This window comes from Secundilactobacillus muriivasis, from assembly GCF_054785195.1.
In genome coordinates this window covers 1-19,985 of record NZ_BAABMI010000063.1, presented here as the reverse complement: position 1 = coordinate 19,985, position 19,985 = coordinate 1, and the positions used below count along the sequence as shown (strand labels likewise).

General features: G+C 46.4%; 13 protein-coding genes. 12 read left to right on the top strand and 1 reads right to left on the bottom strand.

Translation table 11 applies throughout. The annotated features are described in order from the left end of the window. Positions 1-63: 63 nt before the first annotated feature. Positions 64-1,419 carry an aspartate kinase gene (locus tag ACYVR3_RS13470; protein ID WP_054736179.1) on the bottom strand — a complete coding sequence of 452 codons (1,356 nt, stop codon included), beginning with the start codon at positions 1,417-1,419 and terminating at the stop codon, positions 64-66. A gap of 266 nt (positions 1,420-1,685) precedes the next feature. Between ACYVR3_RS13470 and yfmF the strand changes: the two genes are divergently transcribed. The 12 genes from yfmF (at position 1,686) to ACYVR3_RS13410 (ending at position 19,349) form a co-directional block, all read left to right on the top strand. After that, positions 1,686-2,942, top strand: coding sequence for an EF-P 5-aminopentanol modification-associated protein YfmF (yfmF, locus tag ACYVR3_RS13465; protein ID WP_461244674.1), 1,257 nt, complete (start codon positions 1,686-1,688; stop codon positions 2,940-2,942). After that, complete coding sequence (yfmH, locus tag ACYVR3_RS13460; RefSeq protein ID WP_461244673.1) at positions 2,939-4,231, top strand: EF-P 5-aminopentanol modification-associated protein YfmH; 1,293 nt, start codon at positions 2,939-2,941, stop codon at positions 4,229-4,231. Before yfmF ends, yfmH begins: the two co-directional genes overlap by 4 nt. Before the next feature lie 146 nt (positions 4,232-4,377). Continuing rightward, positions 4,378-5,337: a helix-turn-helix domain-containing protein gene (locus tag ACYVR3_RS13455; protein WP_461244672.1), complete on the top strand. Its 960-nt coding sequence runs from the start codon at positions 4,378-4,380 to the stop codon at positions 5,335-5,337. Between the two features lie 155 nt (positions 5,338-5,492). Continuing rightward, positions 5,493-6,080, top strand: coding sequence for a CDP-diacylglycerol--glycerol-3-phosphate 3-phosphatidyltransferase (pgsA, locus tag ACYVR3_RS13450; protein WP_461244671.1), 588 nt, complete (start codon positions 5,493-5,495; stop codon positions 6,078-6,080). Positions 6,081-6,563: 483 nt separating this feature from the next. Next, on the top strand, positions 6,564-7,811 hold the full coding sequence (locus ACYVR3_RS13445) for a competence/damage-inducible protein A (protein ID WP_461244670.1): 1,248 nt from the start codon (positions 6,564-6,566) through the stop codon (positions 7,809-7,811). Between the two features lie 90 nt (positions 7,812-7,901). Continuing rightward, positions 7,902-8,975, top strand: coding sequence for a recombinase RecA (gene recA / locus ACYVR3_RS13440; protein WP_461244669.1), 1,074 nt, complete (start codon positions 7,902-7,904; stop codon positions 8,973-8,975). Positions 8,976-9,210: 235 nt separating this feature from the next. Beyond that, the gene (gene rny / locus ACYVR3_RS13435) at positions 9,211-10,770 is read left to right on the top strand and encodes a ribonuclease Y (RefSeq protein ID WP_054736193.1); all 1,560 of its coding nucleotides are present in this window, start codon (positions 9,211-9,213) and stop codon (positions 10,768-10,770) included. 199 nt (positions 10,771-10,969) lie between these two features. Beyond that, a complete protein-coding gene (locus ACYVR3_RS13430; RefSeq protein WP_461244668.1) occupies positions 10,970-11,773 on the top strand; it encodes a TIGR00282 family metallophosphoesterase in 804 nt (267 codons plus the stop codon). Positions 11,774-11,836: 63 nt separating this feature from the next. Then, positions 11,837-14,518 carry a DNA mismatch repair protein MutS gene (gene mutS, locus ACYVR3_RS13425; RefSeq protein ID WP_461244679.1) on the top strand — a complete coding sequence of 894 codons (2,682 nt, stop codon included), beginning with the start codon at positions 11,837-11,839 and terminating at the stop codon, positions 14,516-14,518. A gap of 13 nt (positions 14,519-14,531) precedes the next feature. Beyond that, positions 14,532-16,523 (top strand): DNA mismatch repair endonuclease MutL, encoded by a 1,992-nt coding sequence (gene mutL, locus ACYVR3_RS13420; RefSeq protein ID WP_461244667.1) that lies wholly within the window; start codon positions 14,532-14,534, stop codon positions 16,521-16,523. Positions 16,524-16,845: 322 nt separating this feature from the next. Continuing rightward, positions 16,846-17,082, top strand: coding sequence for a YkuJ family protein (locus ACYVR3_RS13415; RefSeq protein WP_054736198.1), 237 nt, complete (start codon positions 16,846-16,848; stop codon positions 17,080-17,082). A gap of 206 nt (positions 17,083-17,288) precedes the next feature. Further along, complete coding sequence (locus ACYVR3_RS13410) at positions 17,289-19,349, top strand: LTA synthase family protein (RefSeq protein ID WP_461244666.1); 2,061 nt, start codon at positions 17,289-17,291, stop codon at positions 19,347-19,349. Positions 19,350-19,985: the final 636 nt, after the last annotated feature.

Below are 19,985 nucleotides of genomic sequence, written 5' to 3'. Positions count from 1 at the left end.
AAAAACGGATCAACATTGCTGAAACGAGCAAGTTGATCCGTTTTCATTCGGTTAATTCATTAATTAAAGATCTGGGAAGAACGCGTCATACAACGCTTGAACGGCAATGTTGGCGTGATCTTCTTGAATCCCAAACATCATTGAGATTTCAGAAGCCCCTTGGTTGACCATCACGAGTTTAACGTTTTGGCGGGCCAAAGCATCGGTGGCTTTTGACATTAACCCAGTTCGGTTGACCATGCCTTCGCCAACGACCATCAGTAACGAATAATCGTGAGTGATGTGAATTTCGTCAGGACGAAGGGCAATGACTAATTCGCGAATTAGGGTGTCTTCGAGGTCGTCGGTCAACTGATCTTGGCGCATAATCACCGTTAAATCATCGATCCCGGAAGGCATGTGTTCGTAAGAGAGGCCGTGTTCAGCTAAAATGTTGAGAATTTTTTGGCTGTAGCCCTTTTTATCCAGCATGTATTTTCGGATATAAATCCCGCAGAAATTTGGTGAACTGGCAATCCCGGAAACCGGATAGGCCGGATTGACCCGCTTGGTTGACGTGATCGAGGTTCCCCGTTCACTCGGGTGATTGGTGTTTTTAACCACCACTTCAACGTCACCTTGAATCGCTGGAATCAACGCTTCATCATGAAAGACTGAGAAACCGGCGTAGGAAAGTTCCCGCATCTCCCGGAACGTCATGTGGTGAATGGCAATGGGGTTATGAACAACGGCAGGGTTAGCGGCGTAAATTGCGTTAACATCGGTAAAGTTTTCGTAGCGGTCGGCGTGAACCCCACGAGCGATGATGGCACCCGTGATGTCAGAGCCACCACGAGAGAAGGTACAAATCTGCCCCTGTAGGTTGTAGCCGAAGAAACCGGGAATGACCCGAATCAAACTGCTGGCCGACCATTCACTGATTCGATCGTAGCTTTCAGGGATCACCTCAGCGTCGTTAGGGGAGTCGGTCACAATCAGCCCAGCTTCGCGAGGGTCCAAGTACTTGGCCTTCAATCCTTGAGCAGTGAGTACCTTCGCAAAGAGGACGGCGTTTAATCGTTCGCCGTGCGCTTTAAAGGTGGCCATTAAGTAGTCGTTATCTTGATAATCATGCTGAGGCAGCCCAAGAATCGTGCTGCGAATTTCTTCAAAATCACCAGCTGGAATGGCAAAGGCTTCAGCAATCTCTTGATAACGGGCGATAATTTGGTCGGTGATTGGCGTTGCATCCTGTTTATTAATAACGGCATTAGCATATTGAATCAGTAAATCGGTGACTTTGATGTCCCCCGAAAAGCGCTTGCCTGGTGCTGAAACCACAACGAAGCGCCGTTGATCATCGGCTTTAATGATGTTAACAACTTTACTGACTTGGGCGGCGTTGGCGAGCGAACTACCCCCAAATTTTACGACTTTCATTAGCGTTTCCTCCACATTTTTTCATTATTTAAAGGATAGCAAACCCCATGGTGTGAATCAAGCGCAACTAATGGGATTTCGGCGTTATGCCATCATCAAGTGATAAAATAAAGGGTCGATATTAAGGCGAAAAAATCCAAACAGAAGACCATTTAATTGTAGAATATGAGATTATTCTAATAAAATTGGTGATTCGACGCAAAGGGATAGCTATTTAGCGTCAAATCATCTAATATGGTTTGGTAATGTCTAAGGAGGAATTGCGGTTGCAAAAGCAATTAACAGACGGCGTTGTCCTTAATTTAGTGCCAACGACGCAATTTAAAACCATTAGTGTCACGGTGGATTTCATTGCTCCGGCCGATGTGTCGGCGTTATCCAACCGAATTTTATTAGCCCAACTGCTTGAAACGAGCAGTGGTGAGTATCCAACCCAGACGAAGTTAGCTGAGAAACTGTCCTGGATGTACGGGGCAAGTTATGGCGTTAACGTTTTTCGTTATGGTCAATCACAGGGGTTACGGTTTTCCGCAACGATCGTGAATGATCAATTTTTGGGCGGTGAGTCGTTACTGGCTGAGTTATTGGCCTTTCTACGAAGTGTCATTGACAACCCGCTCGCAAGTGATGGTGCCTTTGATGCGGAAACCTTTGAGCGGCAGCAACAAAACTTGATTGCTTATTTGAAGTCGTTAAATGACGATAAGCAGTACTACGCTGAACGCCGATTGAACGAACTGTACTTTAAGACGGCGCCATTCTTTGCGACCAGCCTGTATGGTGATCCAGCAACGATTGCTGGCATCACACCAGCGAGCCTCTATGCTGATTATCAAACCATGCTGGCGACCAATCAGGTTCAAATCACCATCGCGGGCGATGTTTCTTTAGCGACCGTTGAGCCACTGCTGGCTGATTGGCAGTTAGCGCCTAGAACAACGACGTTAGATCACTTGCTCTATCAACGACCAGTTCAGGCAGTTGTTAGCGAACAAGAGGGGCAACCCTTACAGCAATCTAAGCTCAATATGGCCTATCGCTTACCGGTGTACTACCGTCAAGCCGATTTTTACAAGGCCTTGGTCTTTAACGGTCTCTTCGGTGGCACCCCAATTTCGATGCTGTTCAAAAATGTGCGCGAAAAACACAGCCTAGCCTATTACGCTTCCAGTCGATTTGACGGCTTCACCGGAACGCTGACAGTTCAAACTGGTATCGATCAGTCAAACGAAGAAGCCGTGAAGACGTTGATTGGCGAGCAGTTAACGGCCATCAAGAATGGTGAGTTTACGGATGAACAGTTTGACCAAGTCGTCGCGAGTTTGATCAACGGCCGAGAATCACGCTTAGATTCAGCCCGGTCACTCATTAATCAGGCGGTGTTAGATACAGTTACTCAAACGCACGTTTCGGCTGAAGAATGGGTCAACCACCTTCACCAAGTCACGCGCGAAGATGTGTGTCAGATTGCAGCTCAAGTTGAGTTACAGGCAGTCTTTTTCTTGAGGGGGGAAAATTCGTGAAACAGCAACACTATCCAGAATTAGCGGAAACGTTGTTCAGTGAAACGCTGGCGAACGGATTACGCGTTTATTTATTACCTAAGGCAGGCTTCCATAAAACCTACGCCGTGATGACGACGGATTACGGCGCCATTGACCAAGAGTTCGTGCCACTGGGTAAAACGACCCCGGTCAAACAACCAGCCGGGATCGCGCACTTCTTGGAACACAAGATGTTTGAAAAAGCTGACCATGATGCATTTGACACCTTTGCCCACTATGGGGCAAGTTCGAACGCCTTTACAAGTTTTACCCATACCAGTTATCTGTTTTCAACTACGAGCGCGTTGAAGGAGAACCTCGAGACGTTGCTGGACTTTGTTCAAGATCCGTACTTTACCCCGAAAACGGTGAACAAGGAAAAAGGCATCATTGGCCAAGAAATTCAAATGTACGAGGATGATCCGAACTCACGGGCGTACTTTGGGACAATTGCTAATTTATATCCCAATCAGCCGTTGAGTGACGACATTGCTGGTACTATCGAATCGATTGACCAGATTACAGCGGATGATCTCTACCTTGCGCACCAGACGTTCTACCACCCAAGCAATATGAGCTTGTTTGTGGTTGGCCGTTTGGACCCCGAAGAAACGTTAGCCTGGATCAAAACGAACCAGTCTGCTAAGTCCTTCTTGCCAGCAGCCCCAATTAAGCGAATCAAGCCCCAGGTACCAGCTACCGTAATTCCGCGGAAGGTGCTCAAGATGCCCGTTGAACGGCCTAAAGTGACCATCGGGATTCGCGGACTGGCTGATTTACCAGTTGGTGCGGCTAAGCTAAAGTATGAGGATGCCATCTCGTTGGGCTTCACGTTACTGTTTGGCGAAACGGCGCCGGACTTCTTGCGGTTGTATGATCAAGGGGTCATTGATGACAGTTTTGGCTATAATATCGAAGTGCAACGAGACGCCTACCACGTGATTTTGGCAGGGGAAACGGATGATCCAGAGACGTTTGAAAAAGCGCTGTTAAGCATTTTGACACATGCAACTGAAAAATTGCAGGCCGCAAGTGACACCTTTGAAGTCGTTCAGCGTGAAGCCATCGGGTCAACGATTACTGCGTTTAATTCACTGGAAGCCATTGCCAATCAATTTGATGACCGGTTATATGGTGATGCCACGCTATTCGATGAAGTGGGGATTGTTAAGTCGCTGACATTAGATGACGTGATTGCAGCGATGAAGACGTTGATTCGCCCTGAAGCATTTAGCATCCAGTATATCTTGGATGACGATCAGGACTAAACAGATACCAGAAGTGACCGGTTTTAGTGGGCTTAAGAAACTCTTAAAATCTAAAAAGCCGGGAATTCACCATTAAATCATGGCGGAGCGTATGATATACTTAGACTGAAATTAAGAAGCTTTGAGCTAGGTGGAGAAATGTTATTATGAGTGAAAACAAAATGTCAATTGGCGAAACGTTACGTGACGCCCGAATCGCGAAAGGGTACACGTTAGATGATCTGCAACAGACGACCAAGATTCAAAAACGGTATCTGATTGCAATCGAAGATGGTAACTTTGCGGACTTACCTGGTGATTTTTACGTTCGGGCCTTTATCAAGCAGTATGCGGATACGGTTGGTTTAGACGGCAACGAACTGTTGGAATCATACAGTGATGCTTTACCAAGCACCAAGACGCAGGAGTACGTTGATCGGGTCAATGAAGAAAACCCATCGACGCGCTCTGCCCAACGGCAAGATGATGATCGAACTGCTAAGATTCGGCGGCAGGTGCCAATCGTCCTCGCGGTTGTGGTCGTGGTTGTTGTGATGTTAGGTATCTGGTATGCCAGCACCAAGAACTCTCAACAGAGTTCAAAAGATCAAAACATCGATAGCAGTTCAGTTTCTGTTTCTGGTAGTAGCAAGAAGGCTAGTTCTAAGGCCTCATCTTCAACCAGTAGCAAGAAGAAGCAATCGTCATCAAGTTCGGTTAAGAAATCGAGCTTCAGCAAGGTTTCGACTTCAGGGTCAACAACCGTTTACGACATGAAGAACGCACCTGCTACCAAGACGGTTAAGTTAAAGAGTGCAGCTAGTGCTTGGGTTTCAGTTACATCTGGCGGTAGCACTGTTTGGCAAGGCACGTTAACTGCTGGCAAGACGCAAGCAGTCAAGGTCTCTTCTAGTGCTACTTCTGCAACCTTTAACTTAGGGAACGCACCAGAAACCAAGATTACAATTGGTAGCCAAACGTTACCAATCCCAACGACGTCGACTGCGACAACCTCTGCCGCAAGCACGTCATCAACCACGACGGATGGTACGTCTTCAGCTGCTTCATCAAGCTCAACGACAACCACCACGTCACAGGTTCAAAACATCACGGTTCAATTTAAGTAATTAAGCGCGTTGCGTGACGCAATAATCGCTAACCGGCAGTTTCGGCCGTAGTTGGGAAGATCCGGGTGGTCGTGAAGTGATCATCCGGATCTTTCGCTTTTACGGCGACTGTGGTTTGTGTTTGGGCGCACGCCATGATTTTTGGGGGGAACAAATTGAATTTACCTAACAGACTCACCATTATTCGAATTATCTTGATTCCAGTTTTTCTGATCATTTTGGCAGTACCAATGGATTGGGGCACGGTAACGTGGCTTCAAACGGCAATTCCAGTGACGCAGATCGTTGCCGCTTTGGTGTTTGCGGTGGCCTCAATTACCGACTTCTTGGATGGTCAAATCGCACGACGCAATCACCTTGTCACCAACTTCGGCAAATTTGCTGATCCGTTGGCAGACAAGATGATTGTTATGACGGCGTTTGTGTTACTTGTTGAAATGGGTAAGGCACCAGCTTGGGTCGTTGCGATTATCGTTTGCCGTGAACTCGCGGTTACCGGACTGCGGTTGATCATTGTTGAAAATGACGGTCAGGTCTTGGCTGCTGCTTGGCCAGGGAAAATTAAGACGTTCTCGCAGATGATCGGGATCATCTTGCTGTTGCTGAACAACTTCTTGTTTGCCGTTTGGGGCGTACCGTTGGGAACAATCTTACTGTACATCTGCCTATTCTTCACGGTTTACTCTGGGTTGGATTACTTCATCAAGAACCGAAGCGTCTTTGCGGATTCGTTTAATCAATAAAATGAATGTGGAGTTCATCGTCGTAGTTGGCGGTGGACTTTTTTTGATTGTCTAAGTGTTACAAAATTTGAAGTGAACGACCTTGATTGCTGTCGCTTGTGTCCAGCGTAAGTGTTGGGTGAATTTTGTGCGAAGGCTGTTTGTGGTCGCTTCGCTCGCTAAAAACGCATTGAAAAATGCTCGTTCAGACTACAAAATTCGGCGCCACTTAAACTGTTATTTCCAAGGATCCTGAAGTTGTAAGAATTTGCCAACCACGCGCTTTCTGGCCACCACGCCGAATGGTGCTGCGCGAGACTGAGAGCTGCATGCAAGGCGACATCGGTAAAACCGCCAGGCCCGGGCGCCTTCACCGATGTCACCTTGCACACTGCTCTCAACCCGTCTCGCTCCGCACACTATCCTAGGCCGGCCGACTTGTTACGCAACGGATTTTTGATTAGAATAGAAAACAGTGACAGATTGAACGATGAGGTGATTGGAATGAATGCTGAAATTGTAGCGGTTGGAACCGAACTGCTTCTCGGACAGATTGCGAATACGAACGGGGCTTACCTTGCTCAGAAACTAGCTGAAATTGGCATTAACGTGTACTACCAAACGGTGGTGGGCGACAACCCGGAGCGATTAGAAACGGCGTTGCGGGTGGCAGAATCGCGCAGTGACATCGTCATGACCATTGGGGGATTGGGACCGACCGATGATGATTTGACGAAACAAATCGTTGCTGCTCACCTTAACGAGCAGCTCGTGGTTGATGCCGCAGCGCAAAAGAAAATCGATGACTACGCTCGAACTTCCGGGACGTTGAAAACCAGTAACAACGCTAAGCAGGCGCTTAAAATCGCGCATGCAATCAGTTTAACCAACCATAATGGGTTTGCGGTTGGCGATCTGTATCTAAACGCTCATGGGACGGACTATGTATTGCTTCCCGGACCGCCTAGTGAATGTCTCATGATGATTGATCGTGAATTAATGCCACAATTAAAAAAGCAATTGCACGGTGATGTCGTATTTAAGTCTAAGGTGTTACGGTTTGTTGGTGTTGGCGAGGCACAATTGGTGACTGACCTGCAGGATCTAATTGAAAACCAAACGAATCCAACGATTGCACCGTATGCCAAGACAGCGGAAGTGACGTTGCGCGTTACGGCGACTGCAACTGATGAGCAAGCAGCGACCGCGTTGGTTGACCAAACCATCACGCAGATCATGGCCCGGGATGGCGAGTTCTTTTACGGTTACGGAGATGACAATTCGTTAGCTGCGGTGGTTGTGAATCAGTTGATCGACCGAAAGTTATCGATCACAGCGGCTGAAAGCTTAACGGCGGGACAGTTTCAAGGCACGATTGGGAGTGTGCCTGGCGTTTCAGCAGTCTTTCCTGGTGGGTTTGTGACGTATGCCAACGAAGCCAAGCACCGGTTATTAGATATTCCCAACACCGTCATCGAACACTTCGGGGTCGTCAGCAAGGAAACGGCGATTTGGATGGCGAAGCAAGCACGCGAAAAGATGAAGACGGATATTGGGTTAGGTTTCACCGGAGTTGCAGGACCTGACGAATTAGAGGGGCAGCCAGCCGGGACAGTTTGGATTGGGATTGCCTACCGAGATCAGGCGCCAGAAGCGTTCTTATACCACTTTACAAACGGCCGTCAGGTGATTCGAGAACGGTCAGTAATGAGTGGTTTAAATCTGGTTCGGCAACGGTTAGACGCCGATTAACGAATACGAACCTTTGTTCTATTTTTGCTTGCTTTTTTGTTAAAACACAGGTATAGTTTACTTTGCAAATGGCTACTAAGGAGGAACGATATGGCTGATGAACGGCAAGCAGCGCTTGATGCTGCTTTAAAGAAAATTGAAAAAAACTTCGGTAAAGGCTCCATCATGCGGATGGGGGACAAAGCCGATACCCAAATCTCCACGATTTCTTCTGGCTCGCTCGCATTGGATAACGCACTAGGTGTTGGCGGATATCCACGAGGACGAATCATTGAAGTCTACGGACCAGAAAGTTCTGGTAAAACGACGGTGGCACTTCACGCCGTTGCCGAAGTTCAAAAAAATGGTGGGACGGCAGCCTATATTGATGCTGAAAACGCGCTGGATCCAGCGTACGCAACGCACTTAGGCGTTAATATTGACGACCTGCTCTTGTCGCAACCAGATACTGGGGAACAAGGGTTGGAAATTGCGGATGCGTTAGTTGCCAGTGGGGCAATTGACATGCTTGTCGTTGATTCAGTTGCGGCCTTAGTACCACGGGCTGAAATTGACGGTGAGATGGGGGATGCTCACGTTGGGCTTCAGGCACGGTTAATGTCGCAAGCGCTCCGGAAACTCTCCGGCTCAATCAATAAGACGCATACGATTGCCATCTTTATTAATCAGATTCGGGAAAAAGTCGGTGTGATGTTTGGTAACCCTGAAACGACGCCAGGTGGTCGCGCATTAAAGTTCTACGCAACGATCCGGTTGGAAGTACGGCGGGCTGAACAGATCAAAGAAGGCACCGATATTATCGGGAACCGGGTTCGGATCAAAGTCGTAAAGAACAAGGTAGCGCCGCCATTTAAGCGTGCTGAAGTGGACATTATGTACGGGACCGGGATTTCACAAACTGGTGAATTAGTCGATATGGCCGTTGAAAAGGACATCGTGAAGAAGTCCGGTTCTTGGTACTCCTACGGTGAAGATCGAATCGGCCAAGGGCGTGAAAACGCGAAGTCGTACTTGGCGGAACACGCCGATGTCATGGACGAGATTCGTAAAAAGGTTCGTAAGGCGTACGACATGGATGGGACAACTGATGACGATGAGGAATCAGCAGAACCAACCGATGTTGAAACACTCGACATCGAGACGCCAGACGATACTCAAGCTTAATAATGATAAATGATCTAACTAGCAGTTTTGCCGGTTGGGTCATTTTTTTATGGCATCAACCAAACATTGTGACGAGAAAGCGTCAATTCGGAAAAAAAGCCGGTTTGTGAGAAGATGTTTTATTGACACGTGTTCATAGAAACATTAGAATGATAGTTGTGTCAATAATCAATTAACATCTAAAAAATTTACTGATTTATCAATCAAACAATTTGGATGATGCGGAGGTGGAATCATGAGTATTCCTGAAATAATCCTCGCAATCATCGCTATCGTTGTGGGTGTTGTGGTTGGGTACGTTGTGCATAAATCGCTCTATGAACGAAAGTTGGATGCGGCTCATGAAACAGCACAGGGAATTTTAGCAGATGCGAAAAAGCAGGCAGAGACGGATACCAAAGAGGCGCTGTTAGAGGCTAAAGAGGAAAGTCATCGCTATCGGTCAGAAGTGGAACGGGATCTCAAACGACAACGTAGTGAGGTTCAAAAACAAGAAGACCGGGTATTACAGCGAGAAGAAGCGCTTGATCGCAAAGATAACGCTTTTCAAAAGCGGGAAGATGTTCTGGAGCGCAAGGAAAATAAATTGAGCTCGGAGCAACAAAAACTAGCTAAATTACAACAGCAGGCGGACTCACTGGTTGAAAAACGGCAAGCTGCCGTTGAAGAAGCTGCAGCGTTGTCGAAAGACGAGGCGCAGTCCCTGATTATTAATGAAGCGAAACAAGCGTTAAGTGCTGAACGCGCTAAGATGATCAAAGCAAGTAACCAACAAGCTGCTGAAGAAGCAGATGCGAAGGCGAAAGAGTTGATCGTCCAAGCGATTCAACGCAGTGGTGCGGATATGGTTTCCGATACAACGGTGTCGGTCGTTACGCTACCAAATGATGACATGAAGGGCCGAATCATTGGTCGTGAAGGTCGGAATATCAGAACGTTAGAAACGTTGACTGGTATCGACTTGATCATCGATGATACCCCTGAAGCCGTTGTTTTGAGCGGGTTTGATCCGATTCGCCGAGAAGTCGCTAAGATTGCATTGGAGAAGTTGATCCAAGATGGTCGAATTCACCCAGCTCGAATTGAAGAGATGGTGGAAAAAGCCCGTAAAGAACTGGATGAACAGATTCAAGATCTTGGTGAACAAACGGTCTTTGATCTCGGAATTCACTCGATGCACCCAGCACTGATCAAATTGGTCGGCCAGATGAATTATCGCATCTCGTACGGTCAAAATGTGTTAACGCACGCAATTGAAGTCGCTAAATTATCAGGAATTTTTGCAGCTGAATTAGGTGAGGATGTCACGCTAGCAAAGCGCGCAGGATTATTACACGATATTGGTAAAGCAGTTGAGAATGACGTTGAAGAGTCTCATACTCAAATCGGCATTGATCTCGCAAAGAAGTATAAAGAAAGTCCCGTTGTCATTGATGCAATTGCTTCTCATGAATCGACAGCCGAATCGCATTACGTGATCTCAGAACTCGTTGCGGCGGCTAACACGATTTCCGCTACTCGACCAGGTGCTCGAAGTGATTCTTTGGAAAGCTTCATTCACCGGTTAGAACGGTTAGAAACGATTGCGGACGACTTCGATGGCGTTCAAAAATCCTTTGCGATTCAAGCAGGTCGCGAAGTTCGCGTAATTGTGAAACCAACTAAAATTTCAGATTTAGATGCAGTGGCACTGGCTCACGATATTAAGGAAAAGATTGAAAGTGATATGGATTATCCAGGTCACATCAAGGTTTCAGTGATTCGTGAAGTCCGTTCCGTTGCATACGCTAAGTAAAGTCAGCAATTTTCTGAACATGATAAGTGCTCCCCCAACCCGTTTGAGTTGGGAGGGTACTTTTTATTTGCCTTTAAGGAGCAAACTAGCCAAGGCCAGTAGTCGCCACTTGACGCAAAACATGTTAGACTAAACTGATAAGTTGCACGCCTCACGGTGATCTGATCGTGGGGAAACTAAAATAGATTAGAGGAACAGCATGCGAATTTTATTTATTGGTGACGTCGTCGGTGACCGGGGCGTTGACATGATTGAGACCTATTTGCCTCAACTTAAGCGGGATTTGAAACCACAAGCAACTATTGTAAACGGTGAAAATTCAACGCCGGTTGGTCGAGGCATCAGCCAATCAATTTATAAGCGACTATTATCGAGTGGGGCGGACGTTGTTACCATGGGGAACCATACTTGGGACAACCGAGAGATTTTTGACTTCATTGATGATACGAAAAAACTCGTCCGGCCAGCTAACTTTCCGGGAAAGGATGTTCCGGGGCGCGGTTGGACCAAATTAAAGGTTAATCAAGCAACGTTAGCCGTGATCAACCTTCAGGGGCGGGTCTTTTTGCCACCATTAGATGATCCGTTTGCGGTTGCTGATGAGTTGGTGCAAGAGATTCGTAAGGAAACGCCAATTATCTTTGTGGACATGCACGCCGAAGCCACTAGTGAAAAGCGGGCGATTGCCATGCACCTTAGTGGTCAGGTTTCTGCTGTGGTGGGGACACACACCCACGTTCAAACGAGCGATGGTCAGATTCTTAACCATGAAACGGCGTTCTTAACGGATGCTGGCATGACTGGTCCGGCCGCTGGTATCTTAGGCATGCAGCCTGAAGGCGTGATTTCACGGTTCTTGAACCAACGACCAACGCGTTATGAGGTTGAAACCAGTGAACCTGGCATCCTATCCGGGTGTGTGATCGACATCAATGACCAGACCGGTCACGCAACGAAAATCAAAAACGTGCTGATTGATGCGCAACATCCTTATGATTACTAACTAATAACGTCAAACGATATGATTTAAGAGGTGGAGAGATTGGCGAACGCAAACCAAACGCCGATGATGGTACAGTACCAACAGATTAAAGATCAATACCCCGATGCATTTTTGTTTTACCGCCTCGGGGACTTTTACGAAATGTTTAATGATGATGCGGTCAAAGGGTCACAGTTGCTAGAGTTAACGTTAACAACGCGTAATCATAGTTCCAAGAACCCAATACCGATGTGTGGTGTCCCGCACCATGCAGTTCAAAATTACATTGATATCTTAGTGGACAAGGGCTATAAGGTTGCCATTTGTGAACAGATGGAAGATCCTAAAGCCGCTAAGGGCATGGTGAAGCGGGAAGTGATTCAATTAGTCACGCCCGGGACCCAAACCGATGCCGGGGCAGGCAGTGCGAAAACCAACAACTATCTGACTGCGCTCACAAAGGTGGCGGATCAGTACGGGTTTGCCTATGCCGATCTATCAACTGGTGAATTAAAGGTCGCTACGCTGTCTAACTTTGACGCGGTGCTCAATGAAGCGATGAGTTTGCAGACTAAGGAAATGGTGGTCGACACGAGTGTTGAGACCACGGTGACCGATCAGCTACATCGGGTTGGCATCTTGATTTCCCATCAGGATAGCGCCGTCGTTCAAGCTGAACTGAGCTATTTGACCCAAGCGGTTACCCAGCCAGAGCAGCAAACGGTGCTTCAACACCTCCTGACCTATATTGTGACGACCCAAAAGCGGAGTTTGGCGCATTTGCAACGAGCGGTTGTTTATGAGCCGGCGTTCTTCTTAAAGCTTGATCATTATTCACAGCGTAACTTGGAACTGACTCAAAATATCCGAACTGGTAAGAAGTCCGGGACACTATTGTGGTTGCTTGATGAAACCAAGACGGCAATGGGTGGCCGGTTGTTAAAGCAGTGGCTGGATCGGCCATTGGTTAACCGAGCGGATATCTTGAGTCGGCAGACTAAGGTTAAGGTGTTAGTCGATCAGTATTTTGAACGTAATAGCTTACAAGAAGAGCTCACGAAGGTTTATGATCTGGAACGGTTAGCTGGGCGCGTCGCGTTTGGTAGTGTGAATGGACGTGACCTGATTCAATTAAAGACGTCGTTAACGCAGATTCCGAAGTTACAGCACGTGTTGAATGGGTTGGCTAGCGATGCCTTTGATGATTTGATGACCCAACTTGACCCAATTGAAGACGTGACGGATGCGATTGAACGGGCAGTTGTCGATGAACCACCGTTGTCAGTGACGGATGGCGGGGTCATTAAAGATGGCTACGATGCCACTCTTGATCAATATCGCCAAGCAATGCGTAACGGGAAGCAGTGGTTAGCGGAATTGGAAGCCTCCGAACGTCAGATTACTGGAATCAGTAACCTCAAAATTGGTTATAACCGGGTGTTTGGGTACTATATCGAGGTCAGCAAGGGGAACTTATCGAAGTTACCGGAAGACCGATATGAACGTAAACAAACGTTGACCAATTCAGAGCGGTTTACGACCCCTGAGTTGAAAGACAAAGAGCGTCTGATTTTGGAAGCCGAAGACAAATCAACTGACCTTGAGTATCAGTTATTCGTTAAAGTGCGTGAACTGGTTAAAAGTAATATTCAACGTATTCAAGCCCTTGCGCGAGCAGTGTCTGAACTCGATGTGTTGCAGAGTTTTGCGGATGTCAGTGAACGTTATCGCTTTGTAGCGCCAACCTTTACTAAGAATACTCACGAACTGGCAATCGTTGAAGGCCGGCACCCAGTTGTTGAGAAGGTGCTTGGCCGGCAGACATACGTGCCTAACGATGTGACGATGCCAAGCGACACGTCGATTTTACTCATTACGGGACCTAACATGTCTGGGAAGAGCACCTACATGCGTCAATTGGCGTTAACAGTTATTTTGGCGCAAATGGGTTGCTTTGTCCCAGCTAAATCAGCAACAATGCCGATTTTTGACCAGATTTTCACCCGAATTGGGGCAGCTGATGACTTAATTTCCGGTGAAAGTACCTTCATGGTGGAAATGAAAGAGGCTAATGAAGCCTTAGCACACGCAACTGCTAACTCATTGATCTTATTTGATGAAATTGGTCGCGGAACTGCAACCTACGATGGCATGGCGTTAGCGCAAGCAATCATTGAGTTTGTTCATGATAAAGTGCACGCTAAGACGCTATTTTCAACCCACTACCATGAATTAACAGTGCTGGATCAAAGTTTAGCGGGATTGAAAAACGTCCACGTTGGCGCTGTTGAAAAAAACGGTGAGTTGGTATTCTTACACCAAATGCAGGCTGGACCAGCTGATAAATCCTACGGGATCCACGTTGCCAAGCTGGCGGGACTTCCCGATGTGCTGTTGAACCGGGCGGATACAATTTTAAGCCAGCTTGAAAGTAGTCAAGATCAGCATCAGACGGTTCAAGCAACGGCAACGGCGCATCAACAAGTTCAAGCTGAACACGCGCAGACTGCACCAGTTGAGACGGTTGAGGCGGTAGCACCTGCCGAACCGGACCCAACTTCGCAACCTTTAGAACCGATTGATCAGGCTGATACCCAATTATCGTTATTTAGCGAACCAGAAGCTGAACCAAGTGAGGCCGACCGGGTCGTGGCTCAGATCAAGGCACTCAACCTGATGGGCATGACGCCGATGGCAGTTATGAATCAAGTGTATAAGTGGCAACAAGAAGTGACCCAGCCCAAACGTGGTAAGTCACATAAGTAAGTGGGGTGATTAAATGGCAGTAATTCACGAATTATCGACGGTGTTAGCCGATCAAATTGCGGCTGGTGAAGTAATTGAACGCCCCGCATCGGTCGTTAAGGAACTCATTGAAAACGCGATTGATGCGAAAAGTCATGAAATTGATATTTTAGTGGAAGATGCGGGCCTTAAAACAATTCAAGTGATTGATGATGGTGTGGGCATTGCAGCGGATGAAGTGCAGTTAGCTTTTCGGCGGCATGCGACCAGCAAGATCGGTGATCGTAAAGATCTTTTCCGGGTCCAATCGCTTGGATTTCGGGGTGAAGCACTGCCAAGTATCGCATCGATTGCGGATGTTGTGATGGTCACATCAACTGGCGGTGAAGGCCAACAGCTTCATATCGCTGGCGGTGACGTGGTGGATCAAAAGCCGGCCGAAGCGCGTCGTGGAACGGCGATTACGGTTAAAGATCTCTTTTATAACGTTCCAGCTAGGTTAAAGTACCTGAAGTCGCTTAATACCGAACTGTCTAAGATTGTTGATATCGTGGATCGGTTGGCATTTGGTCATCCGGAAATTTCGATGTCACTGACGCATAATGGCCGTGAACTTTTGCGAACGGCTGGGCGTGATGATCTACGACAGGTGATCGGCAGTATTTACGGCATGAATAAGGTTGGGAAGATGTTGCCGATTGACGCTTCGGATGCTGATTTTAAGGTTAGTGGGTATGTGTCGCTCCCTGAACTCACTCGGTCTGGTCGGTCTTACATGTCGATTTTGCTGAATGGGCGCTACATTAAAAACTATCAGCTAACAAAAGCAATTGTTGCTGGCTATGGGTCGAAACTCATGGTAGGGCGTTATCCGTTAGCGGTCATCAATTTTACGATGGATCCCCTGTTAGTTGATGTGAATGTTCACCCAACTAAGCAGGAAGTCCGAATTAGCAAAGAAGATCAGTTGGCTGCGTTAACGACGCAGGCGATTCAATCAGCGTTAGCACCACAGAACCTCATTCCGGATGGGTTAACGAATTTGCGGCAATCATCGGTTGATCCGGTGAAATTATCGCAGGATCTTACAGCGATTTCGGCTCAACGGATGCCGGCAACTCCGGCGCCAAGTCCCGTAGCGGCAACGCAATCCGTTGCGGCGAGTCAACCTGAGCCAATTGAAGTGCCCAAGATGGCGACTGCTGCTGTAGTAGATGAGCCACAACAAATAGCAACCCCTATTATGATCGCACGCAAGGCAGACCTAGCGTTACCGGCAGTCAAGCAATTTGATGCTAAATACCAGGGGACAACGGTCGCACCATTTGATCACCTGACGGTTGCAAAATCTCAGCCTCAGCCAGAAGTTAGTTCTGAGCAGGTTGAAGAACAGCCACTGTTTACGGATAAGCCTCGCTTCCCTAATTTGATCTATATTGGGCAGTTTAACGGGACCTACTTGTTAGCGCAGGCGGATGATGGGCTTTATATCCTGGATCAACACGCTGCCCAAGAACGCGTCAACTACGAATACTACCGGCAGGCAATTGGTGAAGTCAGTGCGGATCAGCAACGCTTATTGGTGCCAATCGTGCTGGATTATTCCACAGCTGATATGCTGAAGTTAACAGATCATTTGGATACCTTAGCCAGCGTTGGCATTCATTTAGAATCCTTTGGTCCGAATAGTTTCATTGTTCGACAACACCCAACGTGGTTTAAAGCGGGGCAGGAAACCGAAACGATTCAAGAAATGGTTGACTGGGTGCTGCGCGATGGCAAATTGACGGTGGCCCAGTTCCGAGAGAAGACGGCGATTATGATGAGCTGTAAGCGGGCAATCAAAGCTAACCATCACTTGGATGACCAGCAGGCCAAGGCGTTGATTCAACGACTACCAAGCTGTGAGAATCCCTTTAATTGTCCACATGGCCGGCCAGTATTGATTCATTTTACAGAAACTGATATGGAAAAGATGTTTAAACGGATTCAAGAGTCGCACCAATCGCAACGTGAAGAAGCGTAGGTGTGTAGCAAAGGCCCCGAACGACTGGCAGCAGTTGTTCGGGGCCTTTTTGTTGACCATAAAGATGACTGTTATTCGGTTGAACGGTGAAATAACGCATGGTTGATCAAGGACCAAACGGTTTCTAGCAGTAGTTAATTTTGTGGCTTGAACAGGCGATTTTTGCCAATTAATCAGTCAATCTGGCGCCAAAACGTTTCCTAAGCATCGGAACTTACTTATTTTTTCGATAAATCCGGTTTCAATTGCAAGAATATCGTGCTTCATGCCCCAGTCTTTGGTCAAATTAGAGTGTTAAACTAACACCGGAAAGGGGATTCTCATGGAGGAATCACAATTAATCGGGATCATTACCCGTTTGAAGGCCATGCAGGAAGATGCAGGCGACGAACCACAGCCACGACGGTTCGAACGGAATGGTGTCGAACAAGCACAAGTTGTTTACCATCCAGAAACGAAGACGTACACGCTGGACGAATATCAGGCGAAGGAACACTTCGAATTTGATAACATTGATTTAGTAGCAATCGAATTGTTTGAGTTATTAACGGATAACTAAACCAAAAAACTATGGGGAACCATAGTTTTTGTTTTATCCTGAGGAATTTCGTTACAAGTTATTTTACGATAAAAATCGTTAAAACGAGTGCCAGAGTAACGGGCTAAGTTGTGAAGTTTTTCCAAAGTCATTCGCCAACAATTGCTATTTCACTTAGATTCGATATAATGGCATTTGTTAAGTTTAACGTGGAGGCACAAAAAGTTATGTCGGACAATCTCAAACGAACGACTACTAAACTCAATACGGTATTTGGGTTTTTCGTATTAGTAGTCGTTACATTTTGTATCAAGACTTATATTGCGTATCAAACGGAGTTTAAGTTGGGCGTCAAGGGAGGCGTTCAACAGTTTCTGTTGGCAATTAATCCGTTTCCAGCAGCAATTTTGCTATTTGGGATCGCACTTTATTTCAGAGGTCGACTAGTTTACTGGTTAATGATCATTATTGATTTAATTCAGACGACCTGGATCTTTGCCAACATTGCTTATTACCGGGAGTTTTCGGATTTCCTATCCTTTGGGATCATTAAAGGGTCAGGAAACGTGCAAAATAACTTGGGTAAGAGTATTGGGCAAATTGTCCACCCAACGGACTTTTTAGTTTATATTGACGTTATCCTACTGATCGTCTTGTTGATGACGAAGGTTATCCGGATCGACACGCGGCCGTTTAAACGCCGCTATGCGTTAACGACTACGGTGCTCGCCTTCTCATTGATGGGGGCGGAATACGGGATGGCCAACGCTGATCGTTCTGGACTATTAACCCGGACGTTTGATAATAACTATTTAGTTAAGTATTTAGGGTTAAACGAGTACGCAGCGTTCAGTGTTTACCAGACGCAAAAGGAAAGCGCAACGCGGGCACAGGCAAGCGCCAGTGATCTGCAGAGTGTGGAGAAGTATTTAAAGCACAACCGGGTTAGTGCTAATCCAACGACTTTTGGGACTCAAAAGGGTAAAAACGTCATTATCATTCACTTGGAAAGTTTCCAGCAGTATTTGATCAACTATAAGGTGGATGGCAAGGAAGTTACGCCAAATCTCAACAAGTTCTATAAGAATAAAAACACCGCTAGTTTCGATAATTTCTATAATCAGGTTGCTCAAGGGAAAACCTCGGATGCCGAGATGATGTTAGAGAACTCGTTGTTTGGGCTACCACAGGGGTCAGCGATGACAACCTACGGGACCCAAAACACCTATCAAGCAGCGCCAGCTATCCTGGATCAAGAAGCAGGGTACACGAGTGCTGCCTTCCACGGGGACGTGCCAAGTTTCTGGAACCGTGATAACACATACAAGTCGTGGGGCTATGACTACTTCTTTAGTTCGCAGTACTATAAGGAAAAGGCAAACTACACAGTGGGGTATGGGTTAAAGGACAAGATCTTCTTTAAAGATAGTGCCAAATACCTGCAACAACTCCCACAACCGTTCTATGCGAAGCTGATTACGCTGACGAACCACTATCCTTACGAACTTGATAAGGAGAACACGGACTTCCCAGCAACCAAGACGGGTGATAAGACGGTTGATCCATACGTTCAAACGGCACACTACTTGGATGAAGCTTTTGGTGAGTTTATCACTTATCTGAAACAAGCGGGCTTATATAAGAATAGTATGATCGTGTTGTATGGTGACCATTACGGGATCTCTAATAATCATCGTGCTGCGATTGCACAATTATTAGGTAAGGATAAAGTTACCAACTATGACCTTGCACAATTCCAGAAGGTGCCATTCATGATTCATGCGACCGGCTTAAAGGGTGGCATTAATCATACGTATGGTGGTGAGATTGATGTGTTACCAACGTTATTAGATTTACTTGGCGTGAAGAATAACGATACGATTCAGTTCGGAAACGACTTACTGGCCAAGAACCGTAACCAGACCGTTGCGTTTCGGAATGGTGACTTTGTAACGCCGCAGTACACTAAGGTTGGGGGAACCGTCTATAACACCAAGACCGGGGAGACCATTCAGCCAACGACGGCCCAAAAGAAGTCATTAGAGAAGACCCAAAACCACGTAACGACCGAACTGTCATTGTCAGATCGGGTCGTACAAGGTGATTTACTCCGATTCTATCAACTGAAGAACTTTAAGACGGTTGATAAGAAGAAGTACAACTATAAACTAAACGAAGGCTTACAGCGATTGAAAGCCGCTCAGAAGAAAGAACCTACCAGTGTCCAGGCGAAAAATGGTGGTAAACAGACCGCTACGTATCAAACGGATGCACCAGAACTCAAGTAGGCGCGATTAAGCTAAATACGCCCTTAGTAGTCGATCAACGGCTGCTGAGGGCGTATTTTTGGGTTATTAATGGCTGATTTACGCACTGTTAGTTGGTAATTTGGTATAGGTTAGTGGCGTGAGTCATTTATAATCCGGAAAAAATTGCAAAAAAACGAAAAAAGTTGAAAAAACGTCTTGACCAATGGCGACTATCTTGATAAGATTGTATTCGTTGTTGAAAAGCACTAATGAATTTACCCCGAATAATTATTCAATCAGAGGTAACCTGAGAGGTACCACGATACGAGTGATGGGATATCAATTCAAATGTGAATTAAGACAATTAATAAATATTCAAATTGTTGCTTGACTCGAATCAAGAGAGTTGATATACTTAAATGGTTCGCTGCTAAGGCGACGCGGAAATGGTTGTTTCCGAAAGTTAATTAGAATTAATGAGATTAATAAATATTCAAATTAATTCTTGACATTCATTTCACTGAATGGTATACTTAAAAAGTTCGCTAGTTAATTATTTCTTGATTAACAGCGATGAACAACTTTAACTTTAGTAGATCTTTGAAAACTGAACAAAGTTTTGTTTCACAAATGTGCAGGGTATATCACTTCGGTGATATCAAATGTAATTTGCGA